This window comes from Prevotella histicola (assembly GCF_055385135.1).
Map to the genome: position 1 here is coordinate 375,034 of NZ_AP043793.1, position 15,027 is coordinate 390,060.

16 protein-coding genes are annotated in these 15,027 nt (G+C 36.7%); 4 read left to right on the forward strand and 12 right to left on the reverse strand.

Translation table 11 applies throughout. The annotated features are described in order from the left end of the window. From ACZ48L_RS01580 to ACZ48L_RS01590, 3 genes are all read right to left on the reverse strand, one after another. Complete coding sequence (locus ACZ48L_RS01580) at nucleotides 1-393, reverse strand: hypothetical protein (RefSeq protein ID WP_025790441.1); 393 nt, start codon at nucleotides 391-393, stop codon at nucleotides 1-3. Next, a complete protein-coding gene (locus tag ACZ48L_RS01585) occupies nucleotides 390-1,181 on the reverse strand; it encodes a leucine-rich repeat domain-containing protein (RefSeq protein WP_464721997.1) in 792 nt (263 codons plus the stop codon). The genes ACZ48L_RS01580 and ACZ48L_RS01585 overlap by 4 nt, the downstream gene beginning before the upstream one ends. 73 nt (nucleotides 1,182-1,254) lie before the next feature. Then, nucleotides 1,255-1,464 carry a hypothetical protein gene (locus ACZ48L_RS01590; protein WP_025790439.1) on the reverse strand — a complete coding sequence of 70 codons (210 nt, stop codon included), beginning with the start codon at nucleotides 1,462-1,464 and terminating at the stop codon, nucleotides 1,255-1,257. A gap of 264 nt (nucleotides 1,465-1,728) precedes the next feature. Between ACZ48L_RS01590 and ACZ48L_RS01595 the strand changes: the two genes are divergently transcribed. Next, entirely contained in the window at nucleotides 1,729-2,001 is a 273-nt protein-coding gene (locus tag ACZ48L_RS01595) for a hypothetical protein (protein ID WP_025790437.1), read from the forward strand. 282 nt (nucleotides 2,002-2,283) lie between these two features. Here ACZ48L_RS01595 and ACZ48L_RS01600 read toward each other — a convergent pair whose 3' ends face one another. The 7 genes from ACZ48L_RS01600 to ACZ48L_RS01630 form a co-directional block, all read right to left on the reverse strand. Continuing rightward, nucleotides 2,284-2,616: a cupin domain-containing protein gene (locus ACZ48L_RS01600; RefSeq protein ID WP_008822489.1), complete on the reverse strand. Its 333-nt coding sequence runs from the start codon at nucleotides 2,614-2,616 to the stop codon at nucleotides 2,284-2,286. Nucleotides 2,617-2,702: 86 nt separating this feature from the next. Then, on the reverse strand, nucleotides 2,703-5,963 hold the full coding sequence (locus ACZ48L_RS01605) for a TonB-dependent receptor (RefSeq protein WP_025790435.1): 3,261 nt from the start codon (nucleotides 5,961-5,963) through the stop codon (nucleotides 2,703-2,705). Between the two features lie 242 nt (nucleotides 5,964-6,205). Continuing rightward, nucleotides 6,206-6,928 carry an RsmE family RNA methyltransferase gene (locus ACZ48L_RS01610; protein WP_025790434.1) on the reverse strand — a complete coding sequence of 241 codons (723 nt, stop codon included), beginning with the start codon at nucleotides 6,926-6,928 and terminating at the stop codon, nucleotides 6,206-6,208. A 21-nt stretch (nucleotides 6,929-6,949) separates the two neighbouring features. Further along, on the reverse strand, nucleotides 6,950-7,507 hold the full coding sequence (locus tag ACZ48L_RS01615) for a bifunctional nuclease domain-containing protein (protein ID WP_025790432.1): 558 nt from the start codon (nucleotides 7,505-7,507) through the stop codon (nucleotides 6,950-6,952). Nucleotides 7,508-7,562: 55 nt separating this feature from the next. Then, nucleotides 7,563-8,825, reverse strand: coding sequence for a nucleoside permease (locus ACZ48L_RS01620; protein ID WP_025790431.1), 1,263 nt, complete (start codon nucleotides 8,823-8,825; stop codon nucleotides 7,563-7,565). A gap of 63 nt (nucleotides 8,826-8,888) precedes the next feature. Continuing rightward, complete coding sequence (locus ACZ48L_RS01625) at nucleotides 8,889-9,494, reverse strand: DUF3256 family protein (protein WP_025790429.1); 606 nt, start codon at nucleotides 9,492-9,494, stop codon at nucleotides 8,889-8,891. 11 nt (nucleotides 9,495-9,505) lie between these two features. Then, nucleotides 9,506-9,958: a hypothetical protein gene (locus ACZ48L_RS01630; protein WP_025790426.1), complete on the reverse strand. Its 453-nt coding sequence runs from the start codon at nucleotides 9,956-9,958 to the stop codon at nucleotides 9,506-9,508. A gap of 137 nt (nucleotides 9,959-10,095) precedes the next feature. Here ACZ48L_RS01630 and ACZ48L_RS01635 point away from each other — a divergent pair, with 137 nt between their 5' ends. After that, nucleotides 10,096-10,590, forward strand: coding sequence for a zinc ribbon domain-containing protein (locus ACZ48L_RS01635; protein ID WP_025790425.1), 495 nt, complete (start codon nucleotides 10,096-10,098; stop codon nucleotides 10,588-10,590). After that, complete coding sequence (locus tag ACZ48L_RS01640) at nucleotides 10,590-10,904, forward strand: hypothetical protein (protein ID WP_025790423.1); 315 nt, start codon at nucleotides 10,590-10,592, stop codon at nucleotides 10,902-10,904. Before ACZ48L_RS01635 ends, ACZ48L_RS01640 begins: the two co-directional genes overlap by 1 nt. 384 nt (nucleotides 10,905-11,288) lie before the next feature. On the opposite strand, the gene tsaA is transcribed toward ACZ48L_RS01640, so the two are convergent. Then, complete coding sequence (gene tsaA / locus ACZ48L_RS01645; protein ID WP_008822498.1) at nucleotides 11,289-11,951, reverse strand: tRNA (N6-threonylcarbamoyladenosine(37)-N6)-methyltransferase TrmO; 663 nt, start codon at nucleotides 11,949-11,951, stop codon at nucleotides 11,289-11,291. 87 nt (nucleotides 11,952-12,038) lie between these two features. On the opposite strand from tsaA, the gene ACZ48L_RS01650 reads away from it, so the two are divergent. Then, complete coding sequence (locus tag ACZ48L_RS01650) at nucleotides 12,039-14,027, forward strand: OPT family oligopeptide transporter (protein ID WP_025790421.1); 1,989 nt, start codon at nucleotides 12,039-12,041, stop codon at nucleotides 14,025-14,027. 194 nt (nucleotides 14,028-14,221) lie between these two features. On the opposite strand, the gene ACZ48L_RS01655 is transcribed toward ACZ48L_RS01650, so the two are convergent. After that, nucleotides 14,222-15,022, reverse strand: coding sequence for an SGNH/GDSL hydrolase family protein (locus ACZ48L_RS01655; protein WP_025790420.1), 801 nt, complete (start codon nucleotides 15,020-15,022; stop codon nucleotides 14,222-14,224). Nucleotides 15,023-15,027: the final 5 nt, after the last annotated feature.

A 15,027-nucleotide genomic window follows, 5' to 3' on the forward strand; every position in this document is an offset into this window, starting at 1 on the left:
CTAAGATGCATTAATAATATCTAATATCGTTATTCCTGATGGAAGTTTTTCTCCATTTAGGATGTATGTAGGAGTTTTTCCTATATGATCATTTTCAAACCATTTATAATGTGATAATATTATATAATTTTTTGTGCTATCTTTGCTCTTATCTTTTTTGCAATAATGTTTTATAAACTTTTCTCTTCCAAAATAAAGGTATGGAAGTTCTTGTTTGTCTATAGAATCTAAACTATCGATTATTTTTGCATTTATTTTAATCCCATAATAAGATAATATCCTTGCATACCCTAATAGATTATCCCTATCAGGGTGAGTCCAAAAAAATCCTCTCAAATTCTTATTTGTAAAGGGTACTTTCAGTAGTCTAAGAATATAAGCTATTAATGTCACTTTTGAATTTCTTTTATTACAACATTCTTGCACAAGTCAAAGGCATTATTTTCTACTTCCACCTTTGGGGATAGGATAACTAATCTTAATGAAATGCAACCAATAAAAGCTTGTATCCCTATCTTTTGAATAGATGCAGGTAAGGAAATTTCATCCAAACTTAAACAACGTGCAAAAGCATATTTCTCTATAGTTTGCAGAGAATTGGGAAGTTTTATTTTTTTTAATCCTTTACAACCTGCAAAAGTGCGTTCTTTTATTTCTATGATAGAATCGGGCAATACCAATTCCTGTATGCTTTCACACAATGTGAATGCCTTACCCCCTATATAAGTAACAGTATTTGGTATTTTTGAAATTGTAATCCTGCAACAATCCCAAAATGCCCCATATTCTATCCTTTTAAGATTTGGGGGCAGTGAGTCTAAACGTAAATTTTCGCACATATTAAAAGAATTTTGTCCAATAATTCTCAGAGAATTTGGCAGATATATATGATGTAGATTTTTACAAGTATCAAAAGCTCTTCCTTTGATTATTTCCACCCCTTCGGGAAGTATGACCGTTTTAATGTAATCGTTAAAAACAAAACAGCAATTTCCTATAGCCTTAACCTGTTTTAAATTATCTTCTTTAGTTAAATCCACTATACTATCTTTTCTTTCCCATTTTACAAGTTCAAGGACCCCTGCAGAGTCCGAGACCTCATATCCAAGCTTAGAGGTCTGACCTTTGACAAATTCAAGTGAGAAAAAAAATAACAAAAGGACTATAAATATTTTTTTCATAAAATGTATAAATTGAAAGAAACACGAAAACTGGTCAATAATTTAGTACTGACTAGTTTTCGTTACCTTGTCATTAACACTTTCCTGCAAACTCTAAGCATTCTTGAACGGAAGAAACTTGTTTTGTGCGTATTGAACCATCTTTCTCTCTTACCGTGCATGGAAAACTTGCTTCACTTGCAAGATTATTACTTGTTACATTTTCTGCACTTCCACCACGAATTGCACGCAAATCTTCGGGTTGCAAACATAAGTTTTTGGATTGTTTTTTGAATACTTTCATACTATTAAATTTTAGATAGACTCGAATATTATACATTCTCATTGATTCGCCGAGTTTGTTAACCGAAACAACAAGCTTTTATTTTTTCTATACAATAGAACCATTTAATCAATTCTTTTTTTATTCTAATTATATTTTGCAAATATATATATCTATATTGTTTATAACAAGAAAAGTCAGTATTATTTTAAAAAAAATGTATTTTATGAGTATTTGTGGTATATTTGTAGCGTCGTTTACTATTTACACATTATTTATGTCTATATGGATACAAAATTAATTTCATTAAAAGATTTTGAAATTTCTCCTAACGAGAATGTCATTGAACGTAGCCAAAACTTCCAAAGTTACATAGACCAGATGAATCAGTTCGGCTGCAAGATCTATTGGGTTATGGCAAAAACGGGAGTTGTAGCAAAAATGCAGATAGAGGGCTATGATGGTACTCAACTCTGTTTTATTGTTGACAGGATAGGTTACAACAAGGATAATATTACTGTACTTACTCTATATACCTCTAAGAAGATTTGGCATTAATTATGAGTTGGAAAACGAAAAATACGACATACACAAAGTTGCATAATAGACGTTGATAAGACCTGTTTTCCAAAGTTGCTGTCACTTCTGTCATGTCGTATTGCTACTTAACCTCCTTGTTATTAGCATGTTATTTGAAGTGTTAAAAGTGATAGCAACATTTATTTAACGTGAGTTCGTAGAACTCACGTTAAATAAGCATCTATTTTGTTATTAAAAAAAGAATGCAATTGAAAGGTGATCATTATACGGTCCATGTGAACTCATATAATAATTAATCTATTATCCTAATGTTGGTACAATAGCTAAATATACTACATCATGGTCTGTACAATTCTCAAACCAGTGAAAATGCCCTTCCGGACAATAATGTAACTGACCTACCCTAGCAACTTCAGTCTTATCATCATAATGTACTGTTAACTCCCCACTAATGACATACATAACTTCGAAGGTTCCGACATGCTGGTGTTTCCCACTAAAAGCACCTGGTCGTAATGTTGAATACATAATACGTGCTTTATCATCAACATAAGCACGCATATCAAGTTTCCCTTCACCACCTTTGAAGCCATCTATGTGCTCCTCTTTAATCTTATCAAAATCTATTATCATACTATAAATATTTTGATTACAAAGTTAAGAAAAAAAGCAGAGACCCATACCGAGTCCCTGCTTTTTTATATGCTTAATTCATCCAATTAGAAGGTATAACGCAAACCGAGTTGACCACGCCAACGGCTATAATAAGTATCGTAATTACGAGCTACGTGAGTACCATCAAACTTAAACACACCATTTCCTTCGTAGTTGAAAGGACTAAAGTAACGGCCAAAACCATCACCATAAGTATGTCCCCAATCTTTATTTAACAGGTTGCCAAGATTAATGATATCAAAACTTAACTCAAGTGAATTCAGCTGACCACCAACCTTAAAACTATACTTTTGTGCAAGGTGTACATCGAAATGATGCTCAAAAGCAAGGTTATCGGCATAGCGTTTGAAATATTCCCCACGATGATCACGCATGTAAGAATCATCACCAACCCACTGCTTCATCAATGAGCGCTGCTGATCTTCCGTTAATGTTCCATTAAAGCCTGGGCCAAGAACTTTGGTAATCAGTGGATAAATATCTTTACTGTTATTCACTCTGACATTACTAGCGAACTTCATCTTATCAATTTGTGCATCTGTAGGAATCCACATAAGGTCATTACCATTAGCACCATCTCCATTCATATCTCCATAAACTTCAATGACATATGGTGACCCACTGCGTCCTTGATATATCAATCCAACAGTTGTCTCCCACTGTTTTCTTGCACCATAATTTGTATGATAGTATGCACTAGCTTGAATACGATGAGGAACATTGTATGCACTAAGACTAAGTTCTGGATCATTTGCATCACGATAGGTCGCATTGAACATCCAGTTACTACCAGCAACAGAAGAAGTACCACTATTGACACTCATAGAGCGAGTCCATGTGTAACTTGCCATAAGATCAAGACCAAAGTTGAAGTGCTTCTCTGCCTTAAGTGACAAGTTTAGTGTATATCCCTTGCTGGTATTATAAAGAGCATAGACATATGAATAAGGAGTACCAGTAGTTGTCCGTTCATACATTGGACGATTATCCCAGTCATACCCTGTTACCTGACCAAAGGTCTGCCCTGTCTTATCAACAGAAAGATTCTTATAATAAATATCATTTAAAGTCTTAGAGTAAATTGCTTCTGCTGTCCAATCAATACCCAAAAGATTAAAATCAAAACCGAGGTTTGCTTTCAATGTTTGAGCAAACTTAAAGTTATCCTCAAACACATTGACTTCTTGACTACCAGCAGCTCTTAAGCGTGCCGCATTAGCCTCCTGTCCATTTGGATCAAGTATCAGATCCAGTCCTTTAGGACTATTCACAGAATAAGTCTGCATTTGGAGACCTGTCTTCACGAAGTTATTACTGATCCATACATAAGGAATACGACCTGTGAAGACACCAAGTCCACCACGGAGGATATACTTACGATCTTTATTAATATCCCAACGGAAACCTACACGAGGACTCCAAAGTGGAGTACTTGAGAGTTTATGATTCGTTCGAACACCCCAGTTATGGGCTGCAGCATACTGATTAAATGGTTCATTTGCAGTAGGTGTTTTGAAGAAAAGTGGAATTTCCATTCGCAAACCATATGTAAATTGGAAAGATGGTGTCACATTCCACTTATCTTGGGCATAGAAACCAAGTTGTCCTGCAGAGAAAGGAGCTTTCCAACGTGGGTCTCCTGTTACATCAACATTTGCTACTCCAAATCGATACTGACGGAAATAATTATAGGTAGGATCTATTGTTCCTGCTATGAAATCAGCATAGTATTTATCAAAATGGGCCTTGTCAGTAAAATCATAAGAGCCATTGGCATCTTGGATAAAGAGGTTAGCGAACTTATAGAATTCGTTATGTGTACCAAAAGTATAGGTATGATTACCTTTATACCAGGTCAAGTTATCTTCTATTGTATATATATCCTGATCCAAAGAGTTTGCCATTGAAGAGCGCTCATTACCAATATTAACAGACCCACCTGTCACTTGTAGGGAGATCATAGGGAAAGCTGATGATACATTACGCTTATCACGAACACGTACATAACTTACACGTGCTTCATTACTTACAACAGGAGATAACCTACTTTGCAACTCTGCTGTAAAAGAATTCGTCTTACTCGTGAATGGGAAATAATAGTGATCATCATTCAAAGAAGAAGCTGAACTAACAACATTCAATTGCTTTGCATCAACATAACTCCATCGGAAGGAGAATTTATTGAAATCGTTGATATTCCAATCTATCTTAGCTCCAAACTTATTACTTTTCGTATAAATGTCAGGATTAGCAAAGGTTCCATCATATGACAAGCCTTGGCGTTGAGCCATATCCTTAATTTTTTGCATGACATCATCAGCTTCATCAGGATTAACACGTGAACCTGACTGACGATAACCATTAAGGTTTGGATAAGTCTTATTCGTATTTTCATAGTTAATGAAGAAGAACAACTTATTCTTAATAATCGGACCTCCAAGTGTCATACCCCATTGGTACTCTTGCTGTTTTTGATATTTTGGTGCATAGCCAGTACCATCAGAATACGGATAGTGATGCCCTATCAAGCTTTGGTTATTTCCAAAACCATACAAACTACCGTGGAACTTATTAGTACCAGACTTAGTAATAGCATTAATAGAGCCACCCGTAAAACCACTCTGTCGTACATCAAAAGGAGCAACGTTAACCTGAATTTGCTCAATAGTCTCCATTGAAACAGGTTGTGTTCCTGCTTGACCACCATTTGAACCATCTGCAGTAAGACCGAACACGTCGTTATTCATAGCTCCATCTATCATAAATGAATTATAACGGTTACTTGCACCAGCAAATGACATAGCCCCATTATTTGAAGTTGTCAACTGTGGATTCAATCGGGCAACATCAGCAATACCGTGAGTAATACTAGGCATATCAGCAATCTGCTTTGAGCTGATACTTTGTGCGGCACCCGTCTTTGTGGCATTTACACCCGCACTCCCTGTTACAACAACTTCTTGAAGTTCTTTAGAATCGTCTTGTAGTGTACAAGAGAGATCTTCCGTCTCACCAAGTTGGAGCATCACATTCTCAAAGGTCTTTGTTTTTTGGCCAACATAAGCCACTTGTACCTTGTACGGCCCACCTACACGCATACCTTGAATAGTATACCGACCATCTATATTCGTCACAGCCCTATAGACGGTTCCTGATGGTTCATGAGTTGCCGTAATAGTAGCACCAATGACATCTTCACCTTGAGATGTCACTCTACCACTGATTCCTGATGTTGTTATCTGAGCCATGACAGTAGTTGTCATTGTCATTAACAACATGAACAAGAAAAGTAATCTTTTTTGCATAGTTTAAGCTAAGAGATTAAATGAAATAATAACGTTATTTAAATGTATGTTGCAAATATAAATAAAACTTTCGATACTTACACGAGATGAAAGACAAAAGTTTGTAATGGACTATTCTTGTAAAGCCCTTCTTTTCAAATACTCATGTCACATTAGAGAGACTATAAAAAATTATACCCATTTTACTCATATTCCTTCTAATATTCTATTCTTAATTATTAATTTTAATATACAAAAACAGCTTACACCCTACGTGCAAGCTGTGATATCATAACGGCAAAGAGCCCTGCAGTTTCCGTGCGCAAACGACTCTCCCCCAAAGTCACACTCTTAAAGCCATGTTCCATTGCATAACGTACCTCATCAAAAGAGAAATCACCTTCTGGACCAACTAAAACAAGAATGTCTTCTTCAAGTGATTGATTCGCCTCTGTAAAGAAATCCAGTTTCGAAATTTCAGAATAGCAATGGCAGATATATTTTTGCCCTGCTGATGTACAATTATCAATGAACTGATGGAACGGTATCATAGGTTCTACAACAGGCTTCCATCCCTTCCTACTCTGCTTTACAGCAGAAATTATGATTTTCTCTATTCGATCTACACGTAAAGATTTACGCTCAGAGAATTTACAATCAAGAAAACTAATCTTATTAAAGCCAATCTCCGTAGCCTTCTCTACTAACCATTCCATGCGTCCCATATCTTTTGTAGGGGCAATAGCAAGATGAATTCCACCATGCCATGTAGGCTCTTGTTTAAGTGTTTGTTTAATAGTATAAACACACTTCTTTGATGTAGTTAATGCGACTTCTGCTCGAAAGAAACATCCTTCCCCATCAATAAGAAAGAGCTCATCCCCTTCCTTCAATCGGAGAACACGTAATGCATGTATTGCTTCGTCTGCAGGTAATTCTGTTTCTGTTACAGCATTAGGAACATAAAAGTATCTAGCTTCTTTCATTTATCAAAATTATAAGAAAATCTATTCATCTAAGTTCCTCTTCTCACGTTGTTTCATCTCATCTCGGAGCATTGATGCCAATTCATAGTTTTCATCTTCTATGGCTTGCTTTAAAGCACGACGTAACATATCTGGGCTAAGTGCATTAAGTGGTAATGCCATCTTATTCTGCCCTCCCATATTATGGACACTCTGACGATTAAAAAGATGCTCCTCCATAAAGATCTCAAGTTTTGCCACTAAGGCTAAGAGAATTGCATCAGAAGCGCGCATAGGTGTATGAGTTAAATCATCCTTATTAACTAACAAAGCCTTATACTGTCCATCAATAATTGAATTGAATAGGATTTCATAATGATCATTCGTCATAAGAGGGCTTACTTGACATAATACTTCAGGCAAAAATCTACTCGTATCCACATCTTTACTCGTGCGTAATCCGATTTCATATTCTATATTACTATCACAGACAATAGCTACCTGCCTTGTACGACTTAAGTCTGTGAGTAAAAGAAGCCCCAGTTCCGGACCTCCAACAATTTCGGATATGCCAACAAAAAGAAGTTGAACTTTACTCATAGTGAGGTTTCTACACTCTAATAGTATATCTACTATACAATTTGACTTACATATATTATGCCTTCTTCGGATGAAATATCACAGCAAAACAAACTCCTACAACAAAAGCATAACCAGCAAAGATAAACCAACAAGCTGGCCAGTCGCCAACAGTTAAGATATCCATACCAACTTTTTGGGGATGTGTATAAGCATTAATAATAGCTTGAGCAACTAAAGTACCGATTGTAGCCCCAACACCATTTGTCATAAGCATAAACAACCCTTGTGCTGACGAGCGTAACGCAGGCTCTGTACTATTATCAACAAACAGAGAACCAGAGATATTGAAGAAGTCAAAAGCTACACCATACACTATCATTGACAACACAAACAACAACACTCCAGGGAAGCCTGGATTCCCTACTCCAAATAATCCAAAGCGCAATACCCAAGCGAACATAGCTATCAGCATAACATTCTTTATGCCATAATGACGCATAAAGAATGGTATAAGAAGAATGCAACATGTTTCACTAACTTGTGACAAACTAATTAGAATATTCGCATGTTGTACTCCAAACGCTTCAGCAAACTCTGGCTGTGCACCAAAACTGAATAGGAAAGGATTAGCAAAACTGTTCGTTATCTGAAGACTAACACCAAGAAGCATTGAGAATATAAAGAATATTGCCATCTTCTTCTCCTTAAATAGCGCAAAGGCTCGTAAACCAAACGCATCTACAAAACTTTTCTTATTATTACCTTTGCAGACATCACAATTTGGTAATGTAAATGTGTATAAGAAAAGAATAATACTTACAACGCCAGAGGTTATAAACTGATTCTGATTACTCTGAAAACCTAATAGGTCTACTATCCACATGGTTAAAATAAACCCTATGGTTCCAAACACACGAATTGGAGGGAAATCTTTAACTGTATCCATCCCAGCTTTTGTCAACGCACTATAGGCTACAGAGTTTGAAAGAGCTAACGTAGGCATATAGAAAGCAACGGATAAAGAATAAAGAGTAAATATTACGGGAAAATCAGCCTGCTTCCCAACACTAATGCCATAACCTGCTGTTGCAAACATAAATAAACCTGCAAGTAAATGACAAAAGCCCAATAAACGCTGAGCAGGAATCCAGCGGTCAGCAACAATACCCATTAGGGCTGGCATAAAGATTGAGACAACACCCTGCATGGAATAAAATAAACCTATCTCAGACCCAATACCAACATTACCAAGATAGCGTCCCATGGAAGTTAAATAAGCCCCCCACACTGCGAACTCCAAGAAGTTCATCAACGCTAAACGTATCTTCAAATTCATGTTTCAGCTATTTAAAACGCACCGCAAAAGTAATTATTTTATTAGAGATTGCCAAAAGAACTATCACTTTTCATAACGAAAAACCTTTCCTGTCCATATTAATCGCGAAGGTTTTAATAACATCCTCGCCCTTTTAACATCCTCTTTAGACAATAATGGGAAGTTATAATCTACTAACAAGAAATTATCCATGTCTGAGAAATGAAGTTCCTGTAGTCTCGGAGTCATTATTGAGCACAAATCTGCATACGTTGAATTACTCATCGTATCAGGCTGTTGTACAGAAAAAGTTTCTGGAAGAGTTATCTTACGAACATTCCACTGATAATCATAAACACGCAATTTACTTTCAGCAACAGGCCCATTCCAAGTTTCAACTAAGGCAAATGAAGATGGGTCCAATATCTTTATCTCAAGTTGTGTATTCTTATTTAGCAAAACTTTAAGGTAATCCTTTGTCATTCTTTTTATAAAAGTAGAATCACCAAAAGTGTTCTTCACAACAGGAGTAACATTCATTTTAATGTAATCTACGAGCTCAGTACGCTGGCTTTTAGTGAGATAAGGGATAATACTATCTGGCATTTCTATCCATATTTCACGAAGACTCTGTGCAGAAATACAAAGACTGCAAGCAAGACAATATATAATTACAAATATTTTCTTCATAATGTTAAAATTTAGAAGGGACCAAACGATAGTTCACAGCTATTACGGAAGGTAGCAATAGTAAAAAAACGAGTTCCATCTTTATCATAACCTACAACAAATCTTCCATCTTCCGCATTCATTCCTTCCGTAGTACTATAAACTTCTGCATATTTTTTCCACAAAGTTTTCATATGTTCAATTGCCTTTGGTCGACTTATACAAATAGTTCTTAGACGAATAATATACAGACAACTATCACCATTAAAAAAGACATCGGCTTCAGAATATTTATCCCCATTAAACAAAACATTTTTAAATACAACTTTATTACCAACTTCAGACACTGGCTGTCCAAACTTATTTATAAGCTCTTTCATTGCTTCTTGCCTGTTTTCCATGAAAGTAATACCGTCTATACCTCGTTGCGCTTTACCAGCAGCTATCAGGAAAGAAGCAATTATAATCAGTAGGAACTTCTTCATTTATTATTTCTTTTTCATCTTCAGAGAAACATTTGCAAAGATACAAAAAAGAAAGTAGAAATGAATAAAAAGCTAAATCCTTTTGCTATCTCTACGTTTTCCGTTACCTTTGCCAACAGAAACAAAGCTTATATAAAATGAGATGTCCAAACTGTAATACAGAAATAAATGAAAAAGCAAATCACTGTCCACATTGTGGTACGCCAATACCTCGCAAAGAAGATGAACCTACATTAGGACGTGGAATCGTAACATTTATCATTATTGGTACTTTTTCCCTTGTTGGCTTTGGATTTTTCTATTACGGCCAACACAAAAATGATCCAGAATATACTCAAACTGCAATTGAACCCGACTCCAATCTAGCCGAATCAAATAAGGCAAAATTTGATACCATCACTAAGGATACGACATCTAAAGACTCTCTCGATAATCAAGAGGAGGAACAAGCAGAGAAAGTATTTAATAGTATTCGTGGGAGACACCAAATAAGACATAAGAAATCTGAACAAACTTCGGAAGATCCAGATATAGATAATAGCCCTTCTGAAACGACATCTAGTTCACTAAATGAGACATCAACGACCCCTACGGCATCTAAGCCCCGCATAGAGTCAATAGAAACAGAATAATGAAGATTATCCGAACACCATATTTACCTCCCCAGAATTATGATGCGATCAATATTCTTGGTATTCTTTTCGTACATCCTAACACTGATCTAACAAAAGAACTTATCAATCATGAGCGTATACACACGCGTCAAATGCTTGAGATGTTAATCTTACCATTTTATATTTGGTATATTACAGAATGGTTGATTCGCCTCCCCTTTCATGGTCGTGCTTACTTGAATCTGTCATTTGAACGTGAAGCTTATCGGAACATGAACAACTTGAACTATCTTTCAGAACGCAAAGCTTTTGCTTGGCTACATTATATGTAAGGCGAACTCCAACATGGTTCTACGAATAAGCATATACTTGTTCAAATCTACATAATCTCTCCTAAAGATACAAAAGAAACTATCTATACAAATAATATATCGTAAGAGATACAAAGAATGAACATAAAACAAGCATCTTGAGATTCATAATACACAGATAATTAAAGATCTACAATTCACAATTCAAAAGATGCTATTTTACTTTGTAGAAAGGCTTCTTTTACTATTTAATTGTGTTTTTACCATTTTATAATCACGTAAACTTTTTATTCTTTCACATACTACTAATTCTTCAAAAGATTATAAAAATGCTCTTCATTTATATAAACTCATGAAATAGTATTTTCGCAAGGAATCATATTACTTTATAAAATCCAGTCTTTCCTAGTCGATTCCGATAACCTCTAACAAATCTTTATGAACTCTAAATTTTACATCCTTACCTCCAAAAGGCATACCATAGATGCGCGTTGCGTCATGTTGATATTGTGGACGTGGATCTTCCGCAAGCAGATCCTTTAATGCTGCTAATTCATTCTCACCAAATTCTTTGGAGAACTTATTAGGAATATGTACAGACAAACGTTTCCATTTCCTCATATCAGTGAACCCACCTTTTGCCTCTGGATGACAATCTACATAAGGAATATAAGGTTTTATATCATATATTGGTGTTCCGTCCATAAGATCAGCCCCGACAACTTCAATATTTTCTTCACTGATCTGTTTGATACGAACACACGATAACCCTAATCCATTAGGACGGAAAGGAGAGCGTGTAGCAAAAACTCCTAGTCTCTCATTACCACCCAATCGCGGAGGGCGTACTGTTAGTTTGCACTCATTCAAGGATTTATTAGCAGAAAAGCCCCAGATAAGCCATAAATAATCAAACTCATCCAATCCCCTTAAGGCTTCTTTTTTACGATATCTTTTTTCAAAAACAATATGACCAATAAGATTCTCAGATAAACCACTTTGTCGAGGTATACCAAACTTTGAAGTCAGTGGAGAGTGGAAATAAGCTATCGGTGTAATCTCTTTCATAGAGACAAAGGTAATATTTTGTATTGAATTGATGCAAGATAAATGATTTTTATTTATCTTTGCAAGCAGAATAAAAGTTATAATAATATGGAAAATAAAGTGAAGCAAAACATTGATCTCCCAGAGAATGCTTTTAGAGAACTAAAAGATGATGAGGAGTATGAGCCTATCATGTCACCCAGCAAAACATATCGTGAAGTAAGTCCATGGTCAATTACTTGGGGCATCTTCATGGCTGTTCTCTTCTCTGCTGCGGCAGCCTATTTAGGTTTAAAAGTTGGTCAAGTGTTCGAAGCTGCTATCCCTATCGCTATTATTGCCATAGGCCTATCATCTGCTACAAAGCGGAAAAATGCACTTGGCGAGAATGTTATCATCCAAAGTATAGGTGCTTGTTCAGGAGCAGTTGTTGCAGGTGGTATCTTTGTCATGCCAGCCATATATATGCTTGATCTTCAGGCTGACTTCTTTAAGATTTTCATTGCAGCTGCTTTAGGAGGTGTCCTTGGCATTTTGTTTTTGATTCCTTTTCGTAAATACTTTGTAAAGGATCAGCATGGAAAATACCCTTTCCCCGAGGCTACTGCCACAACACAAGTACTTGTTAGTGGAGAAAAAGGAGGAAGTCAAGCAAAACCACTATTGATAGCAGGTCTTATTGGCGGATTATATGACTTCATTGTTGCAACCTTTGGATGGTGGAATGAAAACGTAACAAGCCGAATGATAGGCTTTGGAGAAACTATTGCAGACAAAGCAAAACTCGTGTTTAAAGTAAACACCGGTGCAGCAGTCTTTGGACTCGGCTATATCATTGGTTTGAAATATGCCTTTATAATTTGTTTAGGTTCCGTGACTGTATGGTGGTTAATTGTCCCAGGTATGGCACTTATTTTCCCAGATAGTGTACTCAACCAATGGGATCCAACTATAACCACGGCTGTTGGACAGATGGCCCCAGAGGCAATTTTCAAGGCTTATGCTCGCTCTATTGGCATTGGGGGTATCGCCATGTCGGGAATTATAGGTATCATAAAATCATGGGGGATTATTAAAAGTGCTATAGGCTTAGCTGCACGTGAGATGAAAGGAAAAGGAGGAGACCAAGGGATGATAATCCGAACCCAGCGTGACATCTCCTTTAAGATTATAGCTTTTGGAAGTATTGCTACATTAGTAGTTACTTTTCTCTTTTTCTATCTTGGTGTAATGGACTTCAATTTACTCCATGCCGTAGTAGGAATCATTTTGGTTGCAGTTATTGCTTTCCTCTTTACTACCGTTGCTGCCAATGCCATTGCTATTGTTGGTAGTAATCCTGTATCAGGAATGACATTGATGACTTTGATCCTTGCTTCTGTTGTTATGGTAGCTGTTGGCTTGAAAGGCAATGCTGGTATGTTGGCTGCATTGCTCATGGGAGGTGTGGTTTGTACTGCACTATCAATGGCAGGGTCATTTATTACTGATTTGAAAATTGGCTATTGGCTTGGGACAACACCAAGAAAACAGGAAACTTGGAAGTTCCTGGGGACCATAATATCAGCTGCGACAGTGGCTGGTGTGATGATTGTTCTTGACAAAACCTATGGTTTTAACTCTGGCAAGCTTGCTGCCCCACAAGCTAATGCAATGGCTGCTGTCATCAAACCTTTAATGAGTGGACAGGGGGCGCCATGGATTCTTTATGCGATTGGCGCTGTAATAGCACTTGTACTTGACCGTTGTAAAGTTCCAGCTCTGGCTTTTGCTCTTGGAATGTTCATACCTTTAGAACTGAATATCCCACTACTTGTTGGAGGAGCTGTTAATTGGTACGTAACAACACGCTCAAAGAGTGAGGCAATCAATAAAGCTCGTGGTGACAAAGGTACACTTTTGGCATCAGGATTCATTGCTGGTGGTGCACTCATGGGGGTCATCTCTGCCCTACTCAAGTTTGGAGGTATCGACTTTGATTATTCTTCCTGGTGGGGAAATCATTTGTCCGAGCTCCTCTCTCTCGTTGCATATTGTGCATTAATTATCTATTTTATCCTTGCGACAAAGCCTCGAAAGGATGAAATAGAAGAATAATATCATTAAGCCTGCATACCAAAGTTAAGTTCTAAGAGACTGAAAAGTCCATGAAGACTGCAATTAAACTTTGCTAATAGCTTTGATTCCTACTAATAATATAGAAAGTCCATAGGATCTTTTCAGAACCCTATGGACTTTCTATATTATACACTAAATCGTTAGATAAATAACTATGCGAATACGATTTCTTACTATCTTCTACCGTGATACCCCATCCCATGCTTTTCGTCATGGCGATAACGTGTTGTAAAATCAGGTTGATCCATTTCTATCGGATTATCATTCAGTTCAGGTTCTCCCATCCATTCTACTATTTTATCAACCCAATGAGCTGCTCCTTGGCGTGTTGGATGAACACCATCAGCACGTGAAGCAATAACAGAACTGCTATCAAAAAACTTCCCTTCACCCGTACAATCACGAATAACATTAACAATCCTACGGTCCTTTACCTTTCGCCATGGAAGCGGTCCTACCCAAACATAAGGAATATTACCAACACGACTTAGAATAGTTTGTATCGCAGCCGTACGTCGATTATAATCTTTATATCCTAAATCATTAGTACCTAAACTTATGATAATATACGTAGGACGTACCCGTTCTATCTGATATTGTAGGTCAGAAGCTATTGCCCAATCACGTGTTGTACTACCGTACCAGACTATAGAATGGAATTCAAAACCGTTCTTGACAGCGTAATCATTGAAGCGAGCACCCATGCCATCAGCCATAGAATCCCCTATAAGTAACACAACTTGATTACGACTATCAGCAACTTGTGTTGCATGCGTTGAGGATGTAGAAGGCGGTGAAACCAAAATATCTTCTGTCTCTTCAGAAGACTGTTCATTATAGGGCTGTGCTGACAACACATCAGGCTCCACTGTTTCAACAGGACGATTCTTCTGTACAGAGAAACTATAATCTTCTTGTGCCAAAACATTGCATGACAGCAATATTAATAATGTTATTATATAATACTTCTTCATGATTC

Excerpts from the sequence above, each read along its gene's own strand:
- ACZ48L_RS01600 (WP_008822489.1), bottom strand. The coding sequence starts at position 2,616 with ATGATAATAGATTTTGATAAGATTAAAGAGGAGCACATAGATGGCTTC.
- ACZ48L_RS01590 (WP_025790439.1), bottom strand. The coding sequence starts at position 1,464 with ATGAAAGTATTCAAAAAACAATCCAAAAACTTATGTTTGCAACCCGAA.
- ACZ48L_RS01640 (WP_025790423.1), top strand. The coding sequence starts at position 10,590 with ATGAAGATTATCCGAACACCATATTTACCTCCCCAGAATTATGATGCG.
- ACZ48L_RS01615 (WP_025790432.1), bottom strand. The coding sequence starts at position 7,507 with ATGAGTAAAGTTCAACTTCTTTTTGTTGGCATATCCGAAATTGTTGGA.
- ACZ48L_RS01585 (WP_464721997.1), bottom strand. The coding sequence starts at position 1,181 with ATGAAAAAAATATTTATAGTCCTTTTGTTATTTTTTTTCTCACTTGAA.
- ACZ48L_RS01610 (WP_025790434.1), bottom strand. The coding sequence starts at position 6,928 with ATGAAAGAAGCTAGATACTTTTATGTTCCTAATGCTGTAACAGAAACA.
- ACZ48L_RS01635 (WP_025790425.1), top strand. The coding sequence starts at position 10,096 with ATGAGATGTCCAAACTGTAATACAGAAATAAATGAAAAAGCAAATCAC.
- ACZ48L_RS01595 (WP_025790437.1), top strand. The coding sequence starts at position 1,729 with ATGGATACAAAATTAATTTCATTAAAAGATTTTGAAATTTCTCCTAAC.
- ACZ48L_RS01625 (WP_025790429.1), bottom strand. The coding sequence starts at position 9,494 with ATGAAGAAAATATTTGTAATTATATATTGTCTTGCTTGCAGTCTTTGT.
- ACZ48L_RS01630 (WP_025790426.1), bottom strand. The coding sequence starts at position 9,958 with ATGAAGAAGTTCCTACTGATTATAATTGCTTCTTTCCTGATAGCTGCT.
- ACZ48L_RS01650 (WP_025790421.1), top strand. The coding sequence starts at position 12,039 with ATGGAAAATAAAGTGAAGCAAAACATTGATCTCCCAGAGAATGCTTTT.
- tsaA (WP_008822498.1), bottom strand. The coding sequence starts at position 11,951 with ATGAAAGAGATTACACCGATAGCTTATTTCCACTCTCCACTGACTTCA.
- ACZ48L_RS01605 (WP_025790435.1), bottom strand. The coding sequence starts at position 5,963 with ATGCAAAAAAGATTACTTTTCTTGTTCATGTTGTTAATGACAATGACA.
- ACZ48L_RS01655 (WP_025790420.1), bottom strand. The coding sequence starts at position 15,022 with ATGAAGAAGTATTATATAATAACATTATTAATATTGCTGTCATGCAAT.
- ACZ48L_RS01620 (WP_025790431.1), bottom strand. The coding sequence starts at position 8,825 with ATGAATTTGAAGATACGTTTAGCGTTGATGAACTTCTTGGAGTTCGCA.